Source organism: Pseudomonas sp. PDM30, assembly GCF_019218985.1.
GTDB lineage: Bacteria > Pseudomonadota > Gammaproteobacteria > Pseudomonadales > Pseudomonadaceae > Aquipseudomonas > Aquipseudomonas jessenii.
Genome location: NZ_JAHUWM010000017.1, coordinates 38031 through 56817, shown reverse-complemented (window position 1 = coordinate 56817; position 18787 = coordinate 38031). Strand labels below are relative to the sequence as shown.

Here is an 18787-nt window from a genome sequence, read left to right as displayed (position 1 = left end):
ATGTACAAACTTGAAGTTCAGGACCTGCATAAAAGTTACGGCGCGCACCAGGTGCTCAACGGCGTGTCCCTGCAAGCACAGGCCGGTGACGTGATCAGCATCATCGGCTCCAGCGGCTCTGGCAAAAGTACGTTCCTGCGCTGCATCAACCTGTTGGAGCAACCCAATGCGGGCAATATCGTACTCAATGGCGAACCGCTCAAGCTGGTGGCCAACAAGCTTGGCGGGCTGAAGGCGGCCGAACCCAGGCAGTTGCAACGCATGCGTTCGCAGCTATCGATGGTATTTCAACACTTCAACCTCTGGTCACACATGAGCGCTCTGGAAAACGTCATGGAAGCCCCGGTGCATGTGCTGGGCCTGGGCAAGAAAGAGGCACGGGAAAAGGCCGAGCACTACCTGAACAAAGTCGGTGTGGCGCACCGCATGAACGCCTGGCCGGCGCATATGTCCGGTGGCGAGCAGCAGCGCGTGGCCATTGCCCGCGCACTGGCGATGGAACCGCAAGTGATGCTGTTTGATGAGCCGACTTCGGCGCTCGACCCCGAACTGGTCGGCGAAGTGCTTAAAGTCATGCAGGATCTGGCGCAGGAAGGCCGCACCATGGTGGTGGTGACTCACGAAATGGGCTTTGCCCGCGAGGTTTCGAACCAACTGGTGTTCCTGCACAAGGGCGTTGTCGAAGAGCGCGGCGACCCGCGCGAAGTGCTGGTCAACCCGCAGTCCGAACGCCTCCGGCAGTTTCTGGCCGGGAGCTTGAAGTAAGTCCGCCGCCTACCCATCGACTGCTCGGCGCTGCCCTGACAAGGTTGGCTTCGGATACACTCCAGCCAATCTTGTCAGGGCATCAGGCACAGCCCTTCTCTCACCTTCAGGAAATGTTGAGCCGGATATGCCCACCCCATCGAAAGACACCACTGTCTATGCCGCGCCGGTCATGCGCAAACTGACGGAAATCGTTTCCGAACTGCCGCCGTCATTGCGCAAGGTCGCGGACTTTATCCTGCGTCACCCGCTCAAAGCCGCGACGCTGACCATCGAGGAGATGGCTCACGAAACATTGACCTCACCCGCCGCCGTCAACCGTCTGGCCAAAGCACTGGACCTCGGTGGCTACAGCGGCATGAAGGCCGAACTGGTCGCAACGTTGCAGCAGATGGTGTCGCCGGTCGACAAACTGCGCAACGAACTTGCCCATCGCCCGGGCGGCGCGTTTGGTCTGCATGAGCAACTCCAGAGCGCCAGCAGCAACCTGGCCACCGCGGCGAGCAACAACCACGCCGACACCTTTGAAGCCTTCGTCACTCGCCTGACCAAAGCGCGCAAAATCTACATTCTGGGCTTTGGCAACAGTGTCTACTTCGCCGGTCTCGCCGCCTCGACCCTGATGCCCTTTTGTGCGGACGCCACTGCCATCAGCATGGAGGGCGGTAACGAAAACGCCGCTTACCGTCTGGCCGCCATCACCGACCAGGACGTGCTGCTGGCGATCTCCCTGCCACGCTACTCCCTCGACACCCTGCAACTGGCACGCTTCGCCAATGAACGTGGCGCATCAGTGCTGGCAATTACCGACTCACCCGCCTCGCCGCTCACCGGCATTGCCGAGCACACGCTGTTTGCGCCTTGCGATCACCCGGTGCTGACCAGTTCCAACATCGCCGTACTGGCCTTGATCGAAGGCTTGGTCGCCGGCGTGATGGCACGCAATAAAGAAGCGGTCAAACTGGCAACCGAACTGACTGAAAGCGTGATGTCGTACCTGCACATCCCTGCCAGCGGTAAACCAGCGAAAAAGTGAGCGATGGAAATCCAGCGCCCGCTTTTTGCCGGCAGGCTGTGAGAACATTCATCCAATTGAAAGAGTCCATTTCAGCCTCTACACTCCAGCCCATGAAACGCTACCTGCGGTTTTGCCTCATTTTCGTGATTAGCCTGGTGCTTCCCCTCAGCGGGATGGCGGGTGTCCAGGCGCCCACAGAACCGTGCCCGATGAAGACGATGGGCATGGCGATGATGGATGACATGGGAATGGACTGCTGCAACGACATGAAAAGCCCGACAGAGCATGGCAAGCCCTGCAAGCCGGGCCAGGAATGCAAGACAGGCGGTATGCTGCAAGTCTCGATCCTCAAGCCTCCTGTAACCGTGTTCAGCCCTGTAGTGGTTTCCTTCTTCAGTGATTCCATGCCCGTACAAACCCCGTCCGGGGTATGGCGACCGCCTCGCGTTTGATTCCTGTCCAACATTGAGCCTCATTCCGTATTAGCGGGATGGACTGGCTGTGCGCATGTCTTTTTGACGCGTGCAGTGGATGATCACAGGAATCGTAAACATGAACTCCAAGTGCTATTGCACAGGCTGGTCCCTCGTGGCCGGTCTGGCGGCAAGCGTACTGGCATTGCCGAGCTTCGCTGCCACGCTGACCCTCGATGAAGCGCTGCGGCTGGCCGAAAACAATGCGCCGTCGCTGGCGGCACAAGATGCAAAGATTCAGGCTGCCAGCAGTGCGGCTATTCCAGCGGGTGAATTACCTGACCCCAAGCTGCTGGCAGGTGTGCAGAACTACCCCATCGGCGACCCGGATCGCTGGAGCATCAACGACGACTTCATGACCATGCAAATGGTCGGGGTCAGGCAAGAGATGCCCAACGGTGACAAACGCAAAGCTCGCATCGAGGTCGCCAACGCCGCCGTTGATCGCGCTGCCGCCGAGCGTCGGGTTGCACGACTGAACGTACGCCAGTCCACGGCATTGGCCTGGATCAACAGCTACTCAGTCGAGCGCAAAGATGCGCTGTTCCAGGACCTCTACAAAGAAAACCGCCTGCTGACCGATACCGTCCGGGCCCGGATTGCCGGTGGTCGCGCTCAACCCGCCGATGCGGTGACGCCCAAGCAAGAAGCGGCTCGACTGGCGGAGCAGCAGGACGATCTGGTGCTTCAGAGAGCGCAGGCCCGATCGGCCCTCAAACGCTGGATTGGCTCCGCAGCCAACGACAAGCCTGTGGGCAGCTTGCCGCAGTGGCCTGTCGATTCCTCGAGCTACGCCCATAAACTGCAACACCACCCCGAGTTGGCAGCGTTTGCGCCGATGACCCGCGAGGCGCAAGCCAAGGTTCGTGAAGCCGAGTCGGAGAAAAAGTCAGACTGGAGTTGGGAGCTTGACTATCAACATCGCGATCGCCAGTTCGGTGACATGGTCAGCGTGCAATTGTCCTGGGACTTGCCACTGTTTCCTGACTCCCGGCAAAACCCCAAAATCGCAGCCAAACAGGCTGAACTCAGCCAGCTTGAGGCTGAGCGCGAAGCCCTGTCACGGGAGCACACTCAGCAACTGGAAAACGAACTGGCTGACTATGAGCGCCTCAATCGTGCGGTAACCCGCAACCAGGAAAGCCTGCTGCCGCTGGCCAGGGAAAAGGTCGAACTCAGCATGGCCAGCTACCGTGCCGGCACAGGCGATTTAAACGCCGTTGTCGCCGCCCGACGCGAACTCATCGAAGCCCGACTCAAACAGATCGACGTGGAGGAGCAGCGAGCGCTGACCAGTGCGCGTCTGTATTTTGCTTATGGGGAGTCCGGCCAATGATCCTTGAAAAATGGAACGGAGCATTGCTGGTTGGCATCTCGCTGGCATTGGGTGTTGCCGGTGGCTACTGGTTCGCTCACACGCGCATGAGCGCGGTACCTGTTACCGCCCGGGAGCAGAAACTCAATTCGCCGGACGAACGCAAGGCACTGTATTGGTACGACCCCATGTATCCGCGGCAAAAGTTCGATAAACCGGGCAAGTCCCCCTTCATGGACATGCAACTGGTACCCCGGTACGCCAGCGGTGACGAGGATCGTGCGACCGTGAGCATCGATCCGGGTCTGACCCAGAATCTCGGTCTGCGTTTTGCGACCGTCACCCGTGGAGTCTTTGACTCCAGCCTCGATGTGACAGGTGTCCTGGCATTCAACGAACGTGATGTGGCGGTGGTACAGGCACGTACAGCCGGCTTCGTGGAGCGAGTCTATGCCCATGCTCCAGGCGACCTGCTCAAAGCCAATGCGGCACTGGCGGATATCCTGGTGCCGGAGTGGGCGGCCGCCCAGACAGAGTTCCTTGCCCTCAAGCGCAACGCTGATGCCGACCTGTTGGCTGCGGCCCGCCAGCGACTGCGGCTCACCGGGATGCCGGCGGCGCTGATCACCCAGGTAGAGCGCAGTGGCAAAGTCCAGCCGAACCTGACGATCACCAGCCCCATCAGCGGTGTGCTGCAAGAGTTGAACGTACGTGCAGGTATGACCGTCGCGGCTGGCGAGACTCTGGCACGCGTCAATGGCTTGAGCCGTGTCTGGCTCGCCGTGGCCGTTCCGGAATCGGATGCCGGAGCCATCACCGTGGGGCAGGCAGTCGAAGCGCGACTGCCCGCCTTCCCGGGGACAATGTTCAATGGCAAGGTCAGCGCGATTTTGCCCGAGACCAATCCGGACAGTCGCACCCTTCGCGTACGTGTCGAGTTACCCAATCCCGAAGGACGCCTGAGACCAGGTTTGACCGCGCAGGTCCGCCTCAGCCACTCGACCGGGCACAGTGTGTTGTGGGTGCCTAGTGAGGCGGTTATCCGCACTGGCCGACGTGCCCTGGTAATGCTCGCCGAAGACGCCGGCCGCTACCGTCCGGTGGAGGTGCAACCCGGGCAGGAAAGCGATGGCAAGACGGAGATTTTGAAAGGTCTGGAAGAAGGCCGGAAGGTGGTTACGTCTGGCCAGTTCCTCCTCGATTCCGAGGCCAGTCTCAAGGGCATTGTTGCTACCTCCGAGCAAGAGTCACCCGCCAGTCGAGCAGCCGCCAGTTTGCATGAGGCGGATGGGCAGATCGTTGAGATCGACGACAAAGAAGTTACGCTCGCCCACGGTCCTTTCAAGACGCTGGGCATGCCTGGCATGACGATGACTTTCCCGCTCGCCAGCCCGGCACTGATGCAGGGCCTCAAGGCGGGTGACAAGGTTCAGGTCGCGGTGAGCCAGACCGACGATGGCTTGCGTGTCGAGCGCCTGGCCAAATCGGGGGGCCAGCCATGATCGCTGCCCTCATTCGTTGGTCAGTGGCCAACCGGTTCCTGGTACTACTGGCGACGTTGTTCGTCACGGCTTGGGGTATCTGGACGGTGCTGAGCACACCCATTGATGCACTGCCAGATCTCTCGGATGTGCAGGTGATCATCCGCACCCCTTATGCAGGACAAGCGCCGCAGATTGTCGAGAATCAGGTGACCTATCCGTTGGCCACCACCATGCTCTCGGTGCCGGGCGCCAGAACCGTGCGTGGTTACTCCTTCTTCGGCGACAGCTTCGTTTACGTGCTGTTCGAAGACGGTACGGACTTGTACTGGGCTCGCTCGCGGGTGTTGGAGTACCTGAGCCAGGTACAAAGCCGGTTGCCGGCCGGCGCCAATCCGGCGTTGGGGCCGGATGCGACGGGAGTGGGCTGGATCTACCAGTACGCACTGGTGGATCGCAGTGGTGGCCACGACCTGGCGCAACTGCGCGCGCTTCAGGACTGGTTCCTCAAGTTCGAACTCAAGACGCTGCCGAACGTGGCGGAAGTGGCCACAGTGGGTGGCATGGTCAAGCAGTACCAGGTGCAGCTGGACCCGCTGAAACTGGCCAGCTTCGGCATCACTCAGGCTGAGGTGACCGACGCTATCGGCAAGGCCAATCAGGAAACCGGTGGCGCGGTGCTGGAGATGGCCGAGACCGAGTTCATCGTGCGGGCCTCCGGCTACTTGAAGACGCTCAATGACTTTCGGGCGATTCCGCTCAAGCTGGGTTCGGATCGTGTGCCGGTGACCCTTGGCGATGTCGCCACGATTCAGTCGGGACCGGAAATGCGCCGTGGCATCACCGAACTCGACGGCGAAGGCGAGACCGTCGGCGGCGTGGTGATTTTGCGCAGCGGCAAGAACGCTCGCCAGACCATTGAAGCGGTCAAGACCAAACTCGACGAACTGAAAAGCAGTCTGCCGGCCGGGGTGGAAATCGTCACCACCTACGACCGCAGCAAGCTGATCGACCGCGCGGTGGAAAACCTCAGCCACAAACTGATCGAAGAGTTCATCGTCGTCGCGTTGGTCTGCGGGATCTTTCTCTGGCACTTGCGCTCATCGCTGGTGGCGATCATTTCGCTGCCGGTGGGGGTGCTTGCTGCCTTCGTCGTCATGCGCTACCAAGGCATCAACGCCAACATCATGTCCTTGGGCGGGATTGCCATCGCCATCGGCGCCATGGTCGATGCCGCCGTGGTGATGATCGAGAACGCCCACAAAAAGATTGAGGCCTGGCACGTAGCCAATCCAGGGGAGGAATTGAAGGGCGAGCGTCATTGGCATGTAATGACCGAAGCAGCGGTGGAGGTAGGCCCGGCGCTTTTCTTCTGCTTGCTGATCATCACCCTGTCGTTCATTCCGGTGTTCACGCTGCAAGCTCAGGAAGGACGGTTGTTCGGCCCTTTGGCCTTCACCAAGACCTATGCCATGGCCGCAGCGGCGGGATTGTCGGTGACCCTGGTGCCGGTGCTGATGGGCTACTGGATTCGGGGGCGAATTCCCAGTGAGCAACAGAACCCGTTGAACCGGTGGTTGATTCGAATCTATCAGCCGGCCCTGGACGCGGTCTTGCGCCGCCCAAAGATCACGCTACTGGTTGCGCTGTTGGTTTTTGTCAGTGCGCTATGGCCAATGTCTCGCCTGGGTGGTGAGTTTCTCCCCCCGCTGGACGAGGGCGACCTGCTCTATATGCCTTCTGCCCTGCCGGGATTGTCGGCGCAGAAAGCGGCGCAACTGCTGCAACAGACCGACCGGTTGATCAAGACCGTACCAGAGGTCGAACACGTCTTCGGTAAAGCCGGTCGTGCCGAAACCGCTACCGACCCGGCACCGCTGGAAATGTTCGAAACCACCATCCAGTTCAAGCCACATGAGCAATGGCGTGCAGGCATGACTCAGGAAAAACTGGTGGAGGAACTGGATCGCGTGGTGCGCGTTCCCGGTTTGACCAACATCTGGATACCGCCGATTCGTAACCGTATCGACATGCTGGCGACGGGTATAAAGAGCCCGATCGGTGTGAAGGTTGCCGGCACCAATCTGGCGGAAATCGATGCGGTCACCCAGGCGGTCGAGCGAGTGGCCAAGGACGTGCCCGGTGTCAGTTCGGCCCTGGCCGAGCGGCTGACCGGTGGCCGCTACATCGATGTGGATATCGACCGCAAGGCTGCTGCTCGTTACGGGCTGAACATCGCCGATGTGCAGTCCATCGTGGCCGGTGCCATCGGTGGTGAAAATGTCGGGGAGACCATTGAAGGTCTGGCACGTTTCCCGATCAGCGTACGTTACCCACGGGAGTGGCGCGACTCGCTCGGCGCCCTGGAACGACTGCCGATCTACACCCCGCTGGGTAGTCAGATCACCCTTGGCACAGTGGCGAAGGTCAAGGTCAGTGACGGCCCACCGATGCTCAAGAGCGAGAACGCACGGCCTTCAGGCTGGGTGTACATCGATGTTCGAGGCAGGGATATTGCCTCGGTGGTTGCCGATCTTCGTCGGGTCGTCAATGAACAGGTCAGGTTGCAGCCAGGCATGAGCCTCAGTTACTCGGGACAGTTCGAGTTTCTCGAAAGAGCCAACGCACGACTCAAACTGGTGGTGCCTGCCACGCTGCTGATCATCTTCGTGTTGCTCTACCTGACTTTTGCCCGATTCGATGAGGCCCTGCTGATCATGGCCACTCTGCCATTCGCACTGACTGGGGGGGCATGGTTTCTCTATCTGTTGGGCTTCAACCTGTCGGTCGCCACGGGGGTCGGCTTCATCGCCTTGGCCGGCGTTTCTGCCGAGTTCGGCGTGATTATGTTGCTCTACCTGAAAAACGCCTGGGCCGAACGTGAAGACCTCGGTGACAGCACTGAACGCGGGCTGGTGGCGGCGATTCGTGAAGGCGCCGTGCAGCGCGTTCGACCCAAGGCCATGACCGTTGCCGTCATCATTACCGGTCTGCTGCCCATTCTGTTGGGCAGCGGAACCGGTAGTGAGGTGATGAGCCGTATCGCCGCGCCCATGGTCGGCGGCATGGTCACGGCACCCTTGCTGTCCCTGTTTGTCATTCCGGCAGCCTATCGATTGATGCGCCGCCGGCACCTCCTGCCTGCACCCACCACACCTCAAGGTAAAGTCATATGAAACTCACCCTGACCGCAGTCGCAAGCACCCTATTCGCGCTTTCACTTTCTGCCCACGCGCAGGACATGCCGGGCATGAAAATGGACGGCATGGAAGGCATGCCGATGAAGCAGGAAACAAAACAGGCTCCGGTATCCAATGCCGAAGGCACGATCAAGGCTATCGATACTGCGAAGCATACGGTGACCATCTCCCACGGCGCCGTTCCCGCCCTGCAATGGCCACCGATGACGATGGCGTTTTCCGTGACGCAAGATCAGTTGTCAGGGTTGGCGCCTGGAGACCGGGTATCGTTTTCCTTCCGGCTAGAGGGTAACAGCGCCTCGATCGTGTCGATTAACAAGTAAATTCCGGTGGTGGAAGTGTCCGGCACATATTGTCGTGCCTGACTACCCCGTTAAATCGGCTGGTTCAGGAAAAACGGAGGGTTCGGGGGATTTTGAACGGCTGGCAATTGCTTTCCCGTCCAGTTCCGTCTTCTTTTGCGTCTTCCTCGTCAGTGTTTCGGACCTGCAACAGACTTCGAAAAAAAGTCGCAAGCCCCGAGATTCTTCAGGGCTTGCGACTCATTGCCGATACGTCCTTCCAACTCCCCGGACGTAATCTACGGGATGCCTGCAGTGTTCAATGCCGAACATACAGGCCTAGTTCTGCACCTCAGCCGTGTCGAAATCCGGCGCGTCTGGTGCATCTGGTGCGTCTGGAGCATCCGGTGCATCCGGTGCGTCTGGAGCATCCGGTGCATCCGGGGCATCCGCTACATCCCTCGCCTCAGCTTTGGCAGCCTCTCTGGCTGCGTTCGCCTCGGCTTTGGCTGCGTCCCTCGCGGCATCCGCAGTAGCCCGAGCAGCATCTCTGGCTGCATCTGCCTCGGCCTTGGCAGCGTCCCGGGCTGCATCCGCAGCGGCCCGGGCAGCGTCTCTGGCTGCATCCGCTTCTGCGCGCGATAAGCCAGCAGCTCTTGCGGCATCCCGGGCTGCATCCGCCTCAGCTCTGGCGGCGTCACGGGCGGCGTCCGCAGTCGCTTTTGCCGCATCCCGGGCTGCATCTGCATCAGCCCGAGCAGCGTCCCGGGCTGCATTGGCATCAGCCCTGGCCGCGTCCCTGGCAGCATCTGCGGCATCGTTATCATTGTCTTTGGCGTTGTCGTTGTCACGCGCATTGCCCGGGCCTTTGTTCCCGGCTATACCACCATGGTCAGCGTCGCCGCGTCCCGGGCCTCCACGACCGTCACCGTCGTGGCCGTCACCACCATGACCGCCACCCTCTCCTCCATGACCGCCACCGCCGTCACCACCATGACCACCGCCTCCGGAGCCTCCACTACCGGAGCCACCGCCGCTGCCGCCACCACCGTGGCCGCCTCCGCCACCGCCGCCGTCACCACCGTGACCGCCGCCTCCAGAGCCACCGCCACCACCGTGACCGCCGCCTCCGGAGCCACCGCCACCACCGTGACCGCCGCCTCCGGAACCGCCGCCACCGCCGTGACCGCCACCGCCTCCGCCGCTACCACCACCGCCGCTGCCGCCATCTTTGGCATACACGCTGGAGAAACTACTGATGTAATCGGGCACCAGGACAGTCGATGCCGACAGTACCCCGCCTATTGCCAGAGCCAACAAACATTTCTTGAGCAGCATGATGCACCTCCGATTGGAGTTGCGTTTTCACCTCCGTATCGAACGCAATGTCCAGTGAGTTCCCGACCGCCCATTGGAGCGGCCCGCCAACCGGCACGGCCATCAATCTGCAGCAATAGCGAGCCACTGCGGTATCCGTACGGTCCCTCAAAGCCAGCTGGTATCTATGCGTGGGAAATATTCCCACACACCTTAGATTAGTACCCTCAGCCCAAGTGTCAACGACCACATATCAGGTCCAAGGCACGCGTTGAGCAATTGGCCAAAAACAGACAGAGGACGCAGCAATAACCAATGAGTAGCTATGCTTGATTTGTGGCCAGGCTCTCCTGGCAACATCGTGAAAGGAGGCGTTTGAGATGCAACTCATCACGTTGAAAATCGAAAAGCCGGATGCGACGAACTTCATTCTGGGCCAGACGCACTTCATCAAGTCCGTCGAGGACATCCACGAAGCGCTGGTCAATACCGTGCCAGGTATCCAGTTTGGCGTGGCCTTTTGTGAAGCCTCTGGTCAATGCCTGGTGAGATGGTCTGGCACCGATAGCTCAATGATTGAACTTGCACAGAAAAATGCGAAAGCCATCGCCGCCGGCCATAGTTTCATCATTTTCCTGGGCGACGGTTTCTATCCGCTGAACGTGTTGAACACCATCAAAATGGTTCCAGAGGTATGCCGTATTTTTTGTGCAACAGCCAATCCAACCGAAGTGATTCTCGCAGAGACGCAGCAAGGGCGAGCGATCCTTGGCGTAGTGGATGGCTTTTGTGCCAATGACATCGAAGGCGATGAAGACATCCTGTGGCGCAAGAACCTGTTGCGGCAGATTGGCTACAAGCAGTGAATTGCAGAACGTGCTGGCGCACCACATGACGTTACAAATTACCTGAATGCCTTGCGCAAGAGCAGTTCACACCGTCCCGGGATGCTGGCCCGGCCAGCCTCCTGATGTAACGAATCAAGTCAAAATGTTTACCTGCAGAGCAGATCCTTATACGATGAAGTCCGCTTCTACCGCTCTCCATCGGGTCTGAGCAGCCCGTGGTTATTATGCATGACAAAGCGACTTAACAAATTGTGCTCTATGGCCATGCAAGATTTTGCGCGGCGAACAAGAAAAAATTGTATACAAGTTAATTCATACAATTAAATAGAATAACATTGAGCACCTGAACGATGAACAACCCTGATTTACTGACTGAAAACTCCAAAACCTTCAGCGTAGTTATAGTAAATTACAAAACACCTGAAATCACCAAGATATGCCTGGACTTATTACACCAGCATTTTGGCAGCAACAGCGTCCCGGTATGGGTGGTTGACAACTATTCCGCCGATGAGAGCACTGAGTACTTACGAACGCTTGACTGGATCAATTTGATTGAACGCTCTGTTTCTGAACCAGAAGCAGGCCATATTGCCCATGGCAAGGCACTTGACCTGGTTCTCGAGCGTATTGACACCGATTATTTATTCCTGATGCACACCGATACATTTGTATTCGACAAGAATGTTTTTCCGATGATGCTGAATAAATGCTTGAAAAACCCAAAAGTCGTGGCCGTCGGTTGTGTCGAGCAAATTAACCGCGGCACCGCCAGAACTGTCTGGCGCTATAGCTCACGACTATTCAAGCATCACTTCAGACGCCTGAAAATCTCCATGGGATTGCGCTCCAGAGAACCAAAGCCGTACAAAGAAGTCTATTTGAAAAGCTTCTGCACATTGTGGAACTGCAAACTTGTAAAACAGCACAACATGCACTTTTCGATGGATGATCGCGTGCCAGGCTATACGCTTCAGGACCGCATGACCGAACTGGGTTATGCCGTTGAAATGCTATCACCGCGTAAAATTTTCAGCTATCTGGATCACATTCAGTCCGGCACTGTTGCAGCGGTTGGCGGCTATGCTAAAAATCATAGACGAACCAAAATGTACAACAACATCCTTAAGCGTCTGAACAAGGACGACAGAACAAATTGAGTTGCGAATAGACGCAACGAGCAGTGCATTCAACGGTGCATGAAGTCACCCACAGGTTTTTTATATCAGGTCATTGGAGCGGTAATGGCACCCATCACTCAGGCACTACCTATCACCCTGTCCCCGGAGCTTGATTTCGACCAGAATGCCGCCAGCGCCTTTGGTGCCTCATTGACCGATAGCTATGTTCAGGCTACGCCATTTCCGCACATAGTCATCGACAACTTCTTGCACGAAGACCTGATTGCAAGCATCTGCTCGCATTTCCCGGTCGAGCCAACCAACAACGAAATGCTCTACGAGCGCGGCTATAAAGGTCAACGAAAACGTCAAATCAGTCCCAACGAATGCGACCCCTATTTGAAGACTGTTTTCAACGCCTTTAACTCGGCCCCCATGTTGCAGTTTCTTGAAAAGCTCACTGGCATCGAAGGCTTGATACCCGACCCCTACTTTACCGGTGGCGGCCTGCACGAAACAAAAAGCGGTGGTTTTCTGGGGGTGCACTCGGACTTCCGGCTCAACAAAAAACTTAATGTTGAACGCAGACTGAACATCATCATTTATCTGAATGAAGACTGGCAAGAGGAATACGGCGGCAACCTGGAACTTTGGGATGTCGGCATGAAGACCTGCCTTAAAAAAGTCCTGCCCATCTACAATCGCTGTGTCATTTTCAACACAGACAAGGACAGCAATCATGGGCACCCGGAGCCTTTAACGACTCCGGAACACATCACCCGCAGGTCTATTGCGCTTTATTACTACACCGCGGGAACCATGGCGATCGATCCGGCACAAAGAAACAAAACCCACTACAAACCAAGGCCCAAGGATCGTTTGAGCCTGAAGTACTACATCAATAAACTGATCAAGAAGAAAAACTGAACTGCAAAACGCCCGGGAGTGAGGCAAGGGCCTGAGTCGAGGCGGTGAAACGCATCAATGCTGGAAGTTACCTGACAGGCAATGGCCAGGAATCAGAAAGCGTGGCTGAGCAACAGCCCGGCCTCGCCGTCCGGGCTGGCGTCGGAAAAGCCCTTGACGGCATATAACTGAAACTTCCATTCCTGATTGAGCTTGTGCGTGAGGAAGAGCGTCAGCTCCTTGATTTCGTCACCCGTGGAAACGACCTTCTGCCGCCAGTCGTAGGACACGCCCGCCGTGGTGCGCACGAACACGGGCATGGCAAAGCCCAGGCCGGCGAATATCGGGTTGTCGAAGTCGGAGCCCGACGGGTCGCCGAACTTTTTCCAGCCCAGGGTCGCGAACCCGGTCACAGGACCGAAGGCTTTGGCGACATCGACCTGGGCGGAATAGTCGGTTTTGCCGGTGCCCAGGCACTCGTCTTCGTCGGCGGTTGGCAACTTGACCTTGCCGATCAGGTCCACGAACAGCCCGCCAACGCTGCCGTCCAGCACAGCATAGTCGGCACCGGCAACGGTGTCGCCCAGACCGCTTTCCACCTTGCCGCAGCCGCCGGGCAGCGGCTCGCCGTCAGGGCCGACCGAAGGATTGGTGATGCGCAGCCAGGGCACGGTGAGCTTGTAGGTCATGGGGCCGGTTTCATATCTGCCCACCAGCGGGACGTACCATGTTTCGGAAGTCGTACCGGTGCCATAGTCGCCTCGTGAGTAGTCGGTTCCGATCGAGGTCGTAAAGGTATCGGCCAAGGTCGGCAAAGCCAGGCTGGCAAGCCAACCGACGAGCAGGATGCGCTTGGGATCCATGTTCACCTCGTGTCTGACGTCATCGAAGTTCACACGCATGATTTGTTGCGTGACTTACCCAGCCTAGTTACTTATGACGAAAGTGCATCATGACTGCACTGCTTAACCCGACTTGCCAGAGCGATCGACTTTTTCAACCGGCTCGACTTTTTCGACCTTCTCAACTTTTTCTGGCCGATCAACTTTGTCTATCTTCTCAACCTTTTCTGGCCGATCAACTTTCTCGACTTTCTCCGGACGTTCGACTTTCTCCACCTTCTCCACCTTCTCTACCTTCTCTACCTTCTCTACCCTCTCCACTTTCTCGATTCTGCCGGATTGCTCGACCCTCTCGACCCTCTCGACTCGCTCTGACTTGCCGGACTTGTCCACATCCACGTCCACGCGTTCAATCTTGTCGCCACCGCCATGACTGTCACTCCCCCCGTGGCGAGCATCGTCGACAACGCGGCCTTCGCTCTCGGAGCGGCCGCTCCTGTCACCGCCCGAGCTCCCTGAACTCCCTGAACTCCCCGAGCTGTCAGAGTTGCCGGAGTTGTCGGAGTCGCTTGAGTCGATCGAGTTGCCCGAGCCACTTGAGTCGTCGGTGTCTTGCTCGCTGGTGCCGTGTCGTCCGTGCCGGTTGCTCGCTGGCGAATCGGAGCGATCGCGGGGCAATTCAATACGCGTTGCCTGCACCTCCCGCGCGCCGGTGAACACGCCGTTGATCCGCACCCGTCGATCCAGCGCCAGCTCCGAAGCCTGCACACCGACAAACACGGTGTCGTGCGCCAGCGTCACATTAATGCCGCCCACCACCAAATGGCGGTCCTGCCGGCCCTGTACCAGACCCTCGATCACCGCATTGTGTGCCCGGCCAATGAAAGGCAGGCTCGGATCGGGGCGGCTTTGGTTCACGTCCAGCTCGCGGCCGGACCAATGGCCGCGCACCAGCATTTCCTGCGCCGGGCCTGGGTGATTGCTGAGCTTGAGCCCCTGGAGATAGCCACTGCGATCCACCGGGCCGATGGCACTGGCCTCCTTGAGGCCGGGCGCCCGATCGATGCGGCTGGCCACAACCTCGCCACGAGCATCGCGCAGCCCGCTGACCCGCACGGGATCCCCCGGACGCAGGCCGGCAGCGACCTGGGCACCGTTGGCCAGGCGTACCGGTTGCCCCATGACGCGCATGGGCATGGAGTCGCGCGGCAGGGCTGTCAAAGGGCCTTCGTAGGCGTGCAGGATAGAAATGCGCCCGGCCTCCAGACCGCGCCGGGAATTGAACGCTTCCACGGCAACCACTTGGCCTACCGCCAGGCGGGTACTGGAGCTGGCGATGCCGTTCTCGCTGACAGGAACGTTTTTGTTGAAGTGCACTTCCACGCCATTGACGCAGATCGAGGCGAACCCGGTGATGGTGCCGACAATGCCGGTGCCACCGATTCCTCCGTTATCGTTGCTGATGCCCGTGCCACCCACTCCACCTGCAACGGCACCGGTGCCGCCAATGCCGCCTGGGCTCTTTTTCAGTGGTGCGCCGGTACCACCGATCCCACCGTTGTCGGTGTCGATGCCGGTACCGCCCATGCCGCCAGGTGTTGCGCCCGTGCCGCCGGTGCCACCAGGTGCCTCGATGACCGGCACTTCGCTGGTGCCCGCATCATTCTGGCTGACACAGGCTGGGGCGGCTTGCAACACACTTGCAAGCCCGAGGCCCAGAACGAGGGCGACTGCACGAATCAGGCGCAATTTGACGGTCATGGTTCAGGGGCTGTTGGCGAGTTGGGATCGGAAGCTTCAGTGTAGAAGTACAAGCCGACTGTGATGCGCTGGCGCGGTTCAAGGCTGGGCAGGTCCCGGGACTCCAGTTCGGCGGCGAGTCGGTTGAAGCTCAACAGTGCCTGCATTCCCTCGCTGGCCACGGCCTCGCGTAACGCCTCGACGCTCATCGGGGCCAGTGCGTCATAGTGGACGCTGCGTTCAAAAAAGGCCGGGGCTTCGCTGCTCAGGTTGTGAACCGCAGCGCAAGCATGATCGTGCAGATTGTGCCCCAGGTAAGCCGCTTTCTCATCGAAGCCCTTTTGTGGCACGAAGGCCTGGGCTTCAAGGTGCACGCGCTCTTGTTCGTCAAGGCGCACGACCCCCAGGCGCAGCCACTCGTCCAGCACCACCCGCGCCCTGATATCGGTACTGACCTTCGCCACCAAGGCGTCAAAGGAGCGGTCGCCGCCGACACTGGCCAATCGAGGCAACGGCAGTGGCTGGCCGGCGTCGTTGCAGAAAGGCGCGCTGGCCCAGGCGTTGACCAGTTGCGCACCAAACGTAATGTTTTCCGGAAGCGTGGAAGCAGCCGGATCACCGGTATTGCGCAAGCGCCGTACGTCTTTGCGGTGCACGCCGGTGAGCAGACTGATGCGACTGTCGGTCGGTGCCTTCTCGCCCAGGCGGAACTCACGGTCCGCCACTTCGACGAAAACCTCCTTGAGCAGGTCGGCAAACACCAGGTAGGTGACGCCTTTGCGCAGCATCAGGCGCACCAGCGGCCGCATGACATGTCGCAAGGCTTTGAGGAGCGAGGTGGGCAGCGTTGACGATTGCATTCAGCGAATTCCTGGGTAGATAACCCCAGTATAGCCGCGTGGGAAATAATCCCATGAATTTACCGAGAGCCGTGCCAACGCAATACCCGTTGCTATCCGGGAGCAGCTTGGGAGCAATTCGTCAGTCTTACAGTTTCGCCTGAATTTTATGCGCGGGAACTTTTCCCGCGCAATGAAGCTGACCCGAATTTACAGGTATGAAATACGCCGTGCTGATCGCTACCCCGGTACCGAGGATTTTGGCGCATCGACACTGCCCGCCCTGCCGGCAACTGCCAGTGCCACGCAACAGGCCAGCAACGAGAATGCGACGAATGCGCCCATCACATGCAGGTAAGGCAACACGTGATTCCAGGCTCGAGCCACGCCCAGGAAAGCGGCGAATAGCCAACCGCTCATGGAAAGCGCACCCAACAAGGCGAGCCGCGTGCGGCCTGCACTGCGCAGTGCGACGAATGGAGCCTTTTGCAGCAGCGGGAAGCCGACTCGATGCAAGAGTGCACCGTTGAGGCTCAGCAGCGCGACGACCGTCACCTTGGCCCAGAGTTTCTGATTGAGCAGATACGCGTCGCCTTCATTGAGGTAACCCTGAAGCACCAGCAACAGTCCACTTGCCCAAAGGGCCAGCAGTGCAAGGCTGACGATCTTCTGAGTTTCATCGAGGTATTCAAGCCTCGCCTGGTCCAGTACTTCCTTGCGCCAACTCCAAAGCTTGTGATCCGCCTGCAACACCCTCCCCAGGGCAATACACGTAGCGAGCAGATGACCGTACACGAGAAGCATTTTGAGCATTGCCTTGACCTTATTATTGTTTTGGCGCTGCGTTCCCTGCTTCGCTGAATTGAAACCGAATGATACAAATTTGCAATTGCACCTTCAAGACAAATCCTCGCTAACACGCACCCACACAGACCACCATACGACCTTCGTCGTATATGGGCCGCGCACTTTGTTGTCGATCTCACAGCGTCTGGTTCGACTACCTTTCAGGGAACGGTCTCAAGGAATTGCAGACTTCCCTGTCTAAACGCTTAAACCGGAATGAATCAGGAGAAGAGCATGCGCACACTGACCGTTGCCGCATTCGTGAGTCTGGACGGCGTCATGCAAGCGCCTGGCGGGCCCGAAGAGGATTCCAGTAGCGGATTCCGCTTCGGTGGCTGGATCGTGCCCTACGCCGACAAAACCACCGGCCAGGCCGTAATGGACCTGTTCTCGCAGCCATTCGAGTTGCTGCTGGGGCGTCGCACCTACGACATCTTCGCCGCCTATTGGCCGAACATTCAGGCCGATTCAACCCATCACACCATCGCGGACCTGTTCAACGCCGTCCCCAAGCATGTGGCCACCCATCGCGCCGACTCGCTGGCCTGGCACAACAGTCATGCGCTGAAGGGCAACCTGGTCGACGCGATCAACACGCTTAAACGCCTGGACGGTCCTCCGCTACTGACCCAAGGCAGCGGCGATCTGGTGCGCCAACTGCTTGCCGCCGGCCTGGTTGACGAGTTGCGACTGATGATTCATCCCATCCTGCTGGGGCGCGGCAAGCGCCTGTTCGACGACAACGCACAAGCGTCTGCCTTCACCCTGGTGAATTCGATCAACTCACCCGGGGGTGTGCTGATCGCCCGCTACATCCGCAGTGGCGAAGTGCGTACAGGTTCGTTCGAAGGCGTCAGGCAGCGATAGCCCGCATCAGTGTCGCCCAGGTGAAATTAAGCTTGAGCTAAGGTTGCCCCTTTAGTCTTCGACACTTTCGGGTAGTCGAGCATTTCGAAGATGGGTAGTGTCGATACAAACGCCAAGCCACCGTTCAGCATCGTTCTGGTCAATTACAAAACCCCGGAGCTCACCAGGATCTGCCTGGAACTGTTGCAGGAGCATGTCCAAAAATCAGGCATTGCGGTCTGGGTGGTCGATAACGGTTCGGCGGACGCCAGCGTCGAGTATTTGCGCTCGCTCGACTGGATCAACCTGATCGAACGCGATGCCCCCACCAAAGAACCGGGGCACATCGCCCATGGCAAAGCGCTGGACATGGCGCTGGCCAGGGTCAATACCGACTACCTGTTCCTGATGCACACCGACACGTTCGTCTTCGATGCAAACGTCTTTGCGATGATGATGGACCACTGCACCAAGGATCAAAACGTCATCGCGGTCGGTTGCACGGAGCAACTCAACCGCGGACTGCCAAGGACCGTTTGGCGCTTCACTTCACGCCTGATCAAGCACCACTACCGACGCCTGAAGCAATCGCTCGGCCTGCGCTCGAAGGACCCGAAGCCCTACAAGGAAACCCACTTGAAAAGCTTTTGCACGCTATGGAATGGCAGGCTGATGAAGCAGCAGGGTTTGCATTTTCAGATCGATGACCGCGTGCCCGGTTATGAGCTGCAAGACCGCGTGATCAGGCTTGGCTACAAAGTCGTGTTCCTTTCGCCCGGCAAAATCTTCAAGTACCTGGACCACGTCCAGTCTGGCACCGTCGCTGCTGCGGGCGGATATGGCCAAGGTCATCGACGGACGAAAATGTACCAGGACATTCTCAAGCGCTTCAGTGCAACCCACTCCTCGATGTCTTGAATAAACCAGCGCCCACAAGAAAGCCCGCTGA

General features: G+C 58.7%; 17 protein-coding genes. 12 read left to right on the top strand and 5 right to left on the bottom strand.

Going from position 1 to position 18787, the window contains the following annotated elements; translation table 11 throughout:
• The 7 genes from KW840_RS27405 (at nucleotide 1) to KW840_RS27375 (ending at nucleotide 8575) form a co-directional block, all read left to right on the top strand.
• Nucleotides 1–765, top strand: a complete 765-nt coding sequence (locus KW840_RS27405; protein WP_057715360.1) for an ABC transporter ATP-binding protein — start codon at nucleotides 1–3, stop codon at nucleotides 763–765.
• Between the two features lie 127 nt (nucleotides 766–892).
• Nucleotides 893–1801: a MurR/RpiR family transcriptional regulator gene (locus KW840_RS27400; protein WP_057715361.1), complete on the top strand. Its 909-nt coding sequence runs from the start codon at nucleotides 893–895 to the stop codon at nucleotides 1799–1801.
• A gap of 92 nt (nucleotides 1802–1893) precedes the next feature.
• Entirely contained in the window at nucleotides 1894–2235 is a 342-nt protein-coding gene (locus KW840_RS27395; protein WP_057715362.1) for a hypothetical protein, read from the top strand.
• 100 nt (nucleotides 2236–2335) lie between these two features.
• On the top strand, nucleotides 2336–3592 hold the full coding sequence (locus KW840_RS27390; protein ID WP_218498391.1) for a TolC family protein: 1257 nt from the start codon (nucleotides 2336–2338) through the stop codon (nucleotides 3590–3592).
• Entirely contained in the window at nucleotides 3589–5073 is a 1485-nt protein-coding gene (locus tag KW840_RS27385) for an efflux RND transporter periplasmic adaptor subunit (RefSeq protein WP_218498390.1), read from the top strand. The genes KW840_RS27390 and KW840_RS27385 overlap by 4 nt, the downstream gene beginning before the upstream one ends.
• Nucleotides 5070–8228, top strand: coding sequence for an efflux RND transporter permease subunit (locus KW840_RS27380; RefSeq protein ID WP_218498389.1), 3159 nt, complete (start codon nucleotides 5070–5072; stop codon nucleotides 8226–8228). Before KW840_RS27385 ends, KW840_RS27380 begins: the two co-directional genes overlap by 4 nt.
• A complete protein-coding gene (locus KW840_RS27375; RefSeq protein ID WP_090454838.1) occupies nucleotides 8225–8575 on the top strand; it encodes a copper-binding protein in 351 nt (116 codons plus the stop codon). The genes KW840_RS27380 and KW840_RS27375 overlap by 4 nt, the downstream gene beginning before the upstream one ends.
• Before the next feature lie 297 nt (nucleotides 8576–8872).
• On the opposite strand, the gene KW840_RS28845 is transcribed toward KW840_RS27375, so the two are convergent.
• A complete protein-coding gene (locus tag KW840_RS28845; protein ID WP_218498388.1) occupies nucleotides 8873–9871 on the bottom strand; it encodes a hypothetical protein in 999 nt (332 codons plus the stop codon).
• Between the two features lie 359 nt (nucleotides 9872–10230).
• Here KW840_RS28845 and KW840_RS27365 point away from each other — a divergent pair, with 359 nt between their 5' ends.
• The 3 genes from KW840_RS27365 (at nucleotide 10231) to KW840_RS27355 (ending at nucleotide 12746) form a co-directional block, all read left to right on the top strand.
• A complete protein-coding gene (locus KW840_RS27365; RefSeq protein WP_057715369.1) occupies nucleotides 10231–10716 on the top strand; it encodes an adenosine-specific kinase in 486 nt (161 codons plus the stop codon).
• Nucleotides 10717–11048: 332 nt separating this feature from the next.
• Entirely contained in the window at nucleotides 11049–11858 is an 810-nt protein-coding gene (locus KW840_RS27360) for a glycosyltransferase (protein ID WP_218498387.1), read from the top strand.
• An 84-nt stretch (nucleotides 11859–11942) separates the two neighbouring features.
• Complete coding sequence (locus tag KW840_RS27355) at nucleotides 11943–12746, top strand: 2OG-Fe(II) oxygenase (protein WP_057715371.1); 804 nt, start codon at nucleotides 11943–11945, stop codon at nucleotides 12744–12746.
• Nucleotides 12747–12838: 92 nt separating this feature from the next.
• Here KW840_RS27355 and KW840_RS27350 read toward each other — a convergent pair whose 3' ends face one another.
• From KW840_RS27350 to KW840_RS27335, 4 genes are all read right to left on the bottom strand, one after another.
• Entirely contained in the window at nucleotides 12839–13588 is a 750-nt protein-coding gene (locus KW840_RS27350) for a hypothetical protein (RefSeq protein WP_057715372.1), read from the bottom strand.
• Between the two features lie 102 nt (nucleotides 13589–13690).
• On the bottom strand, nucleotides 13691–15328 hold the full coding sequence (locus tag KW840_RS27345) for a DUF5666 domain-containing protein (RefSeq protein WP_218498386.1): 1638 nt from the start codon (nucleotides 15326–15328) through the stop codon (nucleotides 13691–13693).
• Complete coding sequence (locus KW840_RS27340) at nucleotides 15325–16167, bottom strand: DUF6502 family protein (protein WP_218498385.1); 843 nt, start codon at nucleotides 16165–16167, stop codon at nucleotides 15325–15327. Before KW840_RS27340 ends, KW840_RS27345 begins: the two co-directional genes overlap by 4 nt.
• Nucleotides 16168–16386: 219 nt before the next feature.
• Nucleotides 16387–16959: a hypothetical protein gene (locus KW840_RS27335; RefSeq protein WP_218498384.1), complete on the bottom strand. Its 573-nt coding sequence runs from the start codon at nucleotides 16957–16959 to the stop codon at nucleotides 16387–16389.
• Nucleotides 16960–17226: 267 nt separating this feature from the next.
• Between KW840_RS27335 and KW840_RS27330 the strand changes: the two genes are divergently transcribed.
• Nucleotides 17227–17859 (top strand): dihydrofolate reductase family protein, encoded by a 633-nt coding sequence (locus tag KW840_RS27330; RefSeq protein WP_218498383.1) that lies wholly within the window; start codon nucleotides 17227–17229, stop codon nucleotides 17857–17859.
• Nucleotides 17860–17949: 90 nt separating this feature from the next.
• Nucleotides 17950–18756, top strand: a complete 807-nt coding sequence (locus tag KW840_RS27325) for a glycosyltransferase family 2 protein (protein WP_218498382.1) — start codon at nucleotides 17950–17952, stop codon at nucleotides 18754–18756.
• Nucleotides 18757–18787 lie beyond the last annotated feature (31 nt).

Bases quoted from the DNA above. Each gene is read 5' to 3' on its own strand.
- KW840_RS27340 (WP_218498385.1), bottom strand. From the start codon at position 16,167: ATGCAATCGTCAACGCTGCCCACCTCGCTCCTCAAAGCCTTGCGACAT.
- KW840_RS27325 (WP_218498382.1), top strand. From the start codon at position 17,950: ATGGGTAGTGTCGATACAAACGCCAAGCCACCGTTCAGCATCGTTCTG.
- KW840_RS27400 (WP_057715361.1), top strand. From the start codon at position 893: ATGCCCACCCCATCGAAAGACACCACTGTCTATGCCGCGCCGGTCATG.
- KW840_RS27345 (WP_218498386.1), bottom strand. From the start codon at position 15,328: ATGACCGTCAAATTGCGCCTGATTCGTGCAGTCGCCCTCGTTCTGGGC.
- KW840_RS27390 (WP_218498391.1), top strand. From the start codon at position 2,336: ATGAACTCCAAGTGCTATTGCACAGGCTGGTCCCTCGTGGCCGGTCTG.
- KW840_RS27335 (WP_218498384.1), bottom strand. From the start codon at position 16,959: ATGCTCAAAATGCTTCTCGTGTACGGTCATCTGCTCGCTACGTGTATT.
- KW840_RS27395 (WP_057715362.1), top strand. From the start codon at position 1,894: ATGAAACGCTACCTGCGGTTTTGCCTCATTTTCGTGATTAGCCTGGTG.
- KW840_RS27405 (WP_057715360.1), top strand. From the start codon at position 1: ATGTACAAACTTGAAGTTCAGGACCTGCATAAAAGTTACGGCGCGCAC.
- KW840_RS27350 (WP_057715372.1), bottom strand. From the start codon at position 13,588: ATGGATCCCAAGCGCATCCTGCTCGTCGGTTGGCTTGCCAGCCTGGCT.
- KW840_RS28845 (WP_218498388.1), bottom strand. From the start codon at position 9,871: ATGCTGCTCAAGAAATGTTTGTTGGCTCTGGCAATAGGCGGGGTACTG.
- KW840_RS27355 (WP_057715371.1), top strand. From the start codon at position 11,943: ATGGCACCCATCACTCAGGCACTACCTATCACCCTGTCCCCGGAGCTT.
- KW840_RS27330 (WP_218498383.1), top strand. From the start codon at position 17,227: ATGCGCACACTGACCGTTGCCGCATTCGTGAGTCTGGACGGCGTCATG.
- KW840_RS27380 (WP_218498389.1), top strand. From the start codon at position 5,070: ATGATCGCTGCCCTCATTCGTTGGTCAGTGGCCAACCGGTTCCTGGTA.
- KW840_RS27375 (WP_090454838.1), top strand. From the start codon at position 8,225: ATGAAACTCACCCTGACCGCAGTCGCAAGCACCCTATTCGCGCTTTCA.
- KW840_RS27360 (WP_218498387.1), top strand. From the start codon at position 11,049: ATGAACAACCCTGATTTACTGACTGAAAACTCCAAAACCTTCAGCGTA.
- KW840_RS27385 (WP_218498390.1), top strand. From the start codon at position 3,589: ATGATCCTTGAAAAATGGAACGGAGCATTGCTGGTTGGCATCTCGCTG.
- KW840_RS27365 (WP_057715369.1), top strand. From the start codon at position 10,231: ATGCAACTCATCACGTTGAAAATCGAAAAGCCGGATGCGACGAACTTC.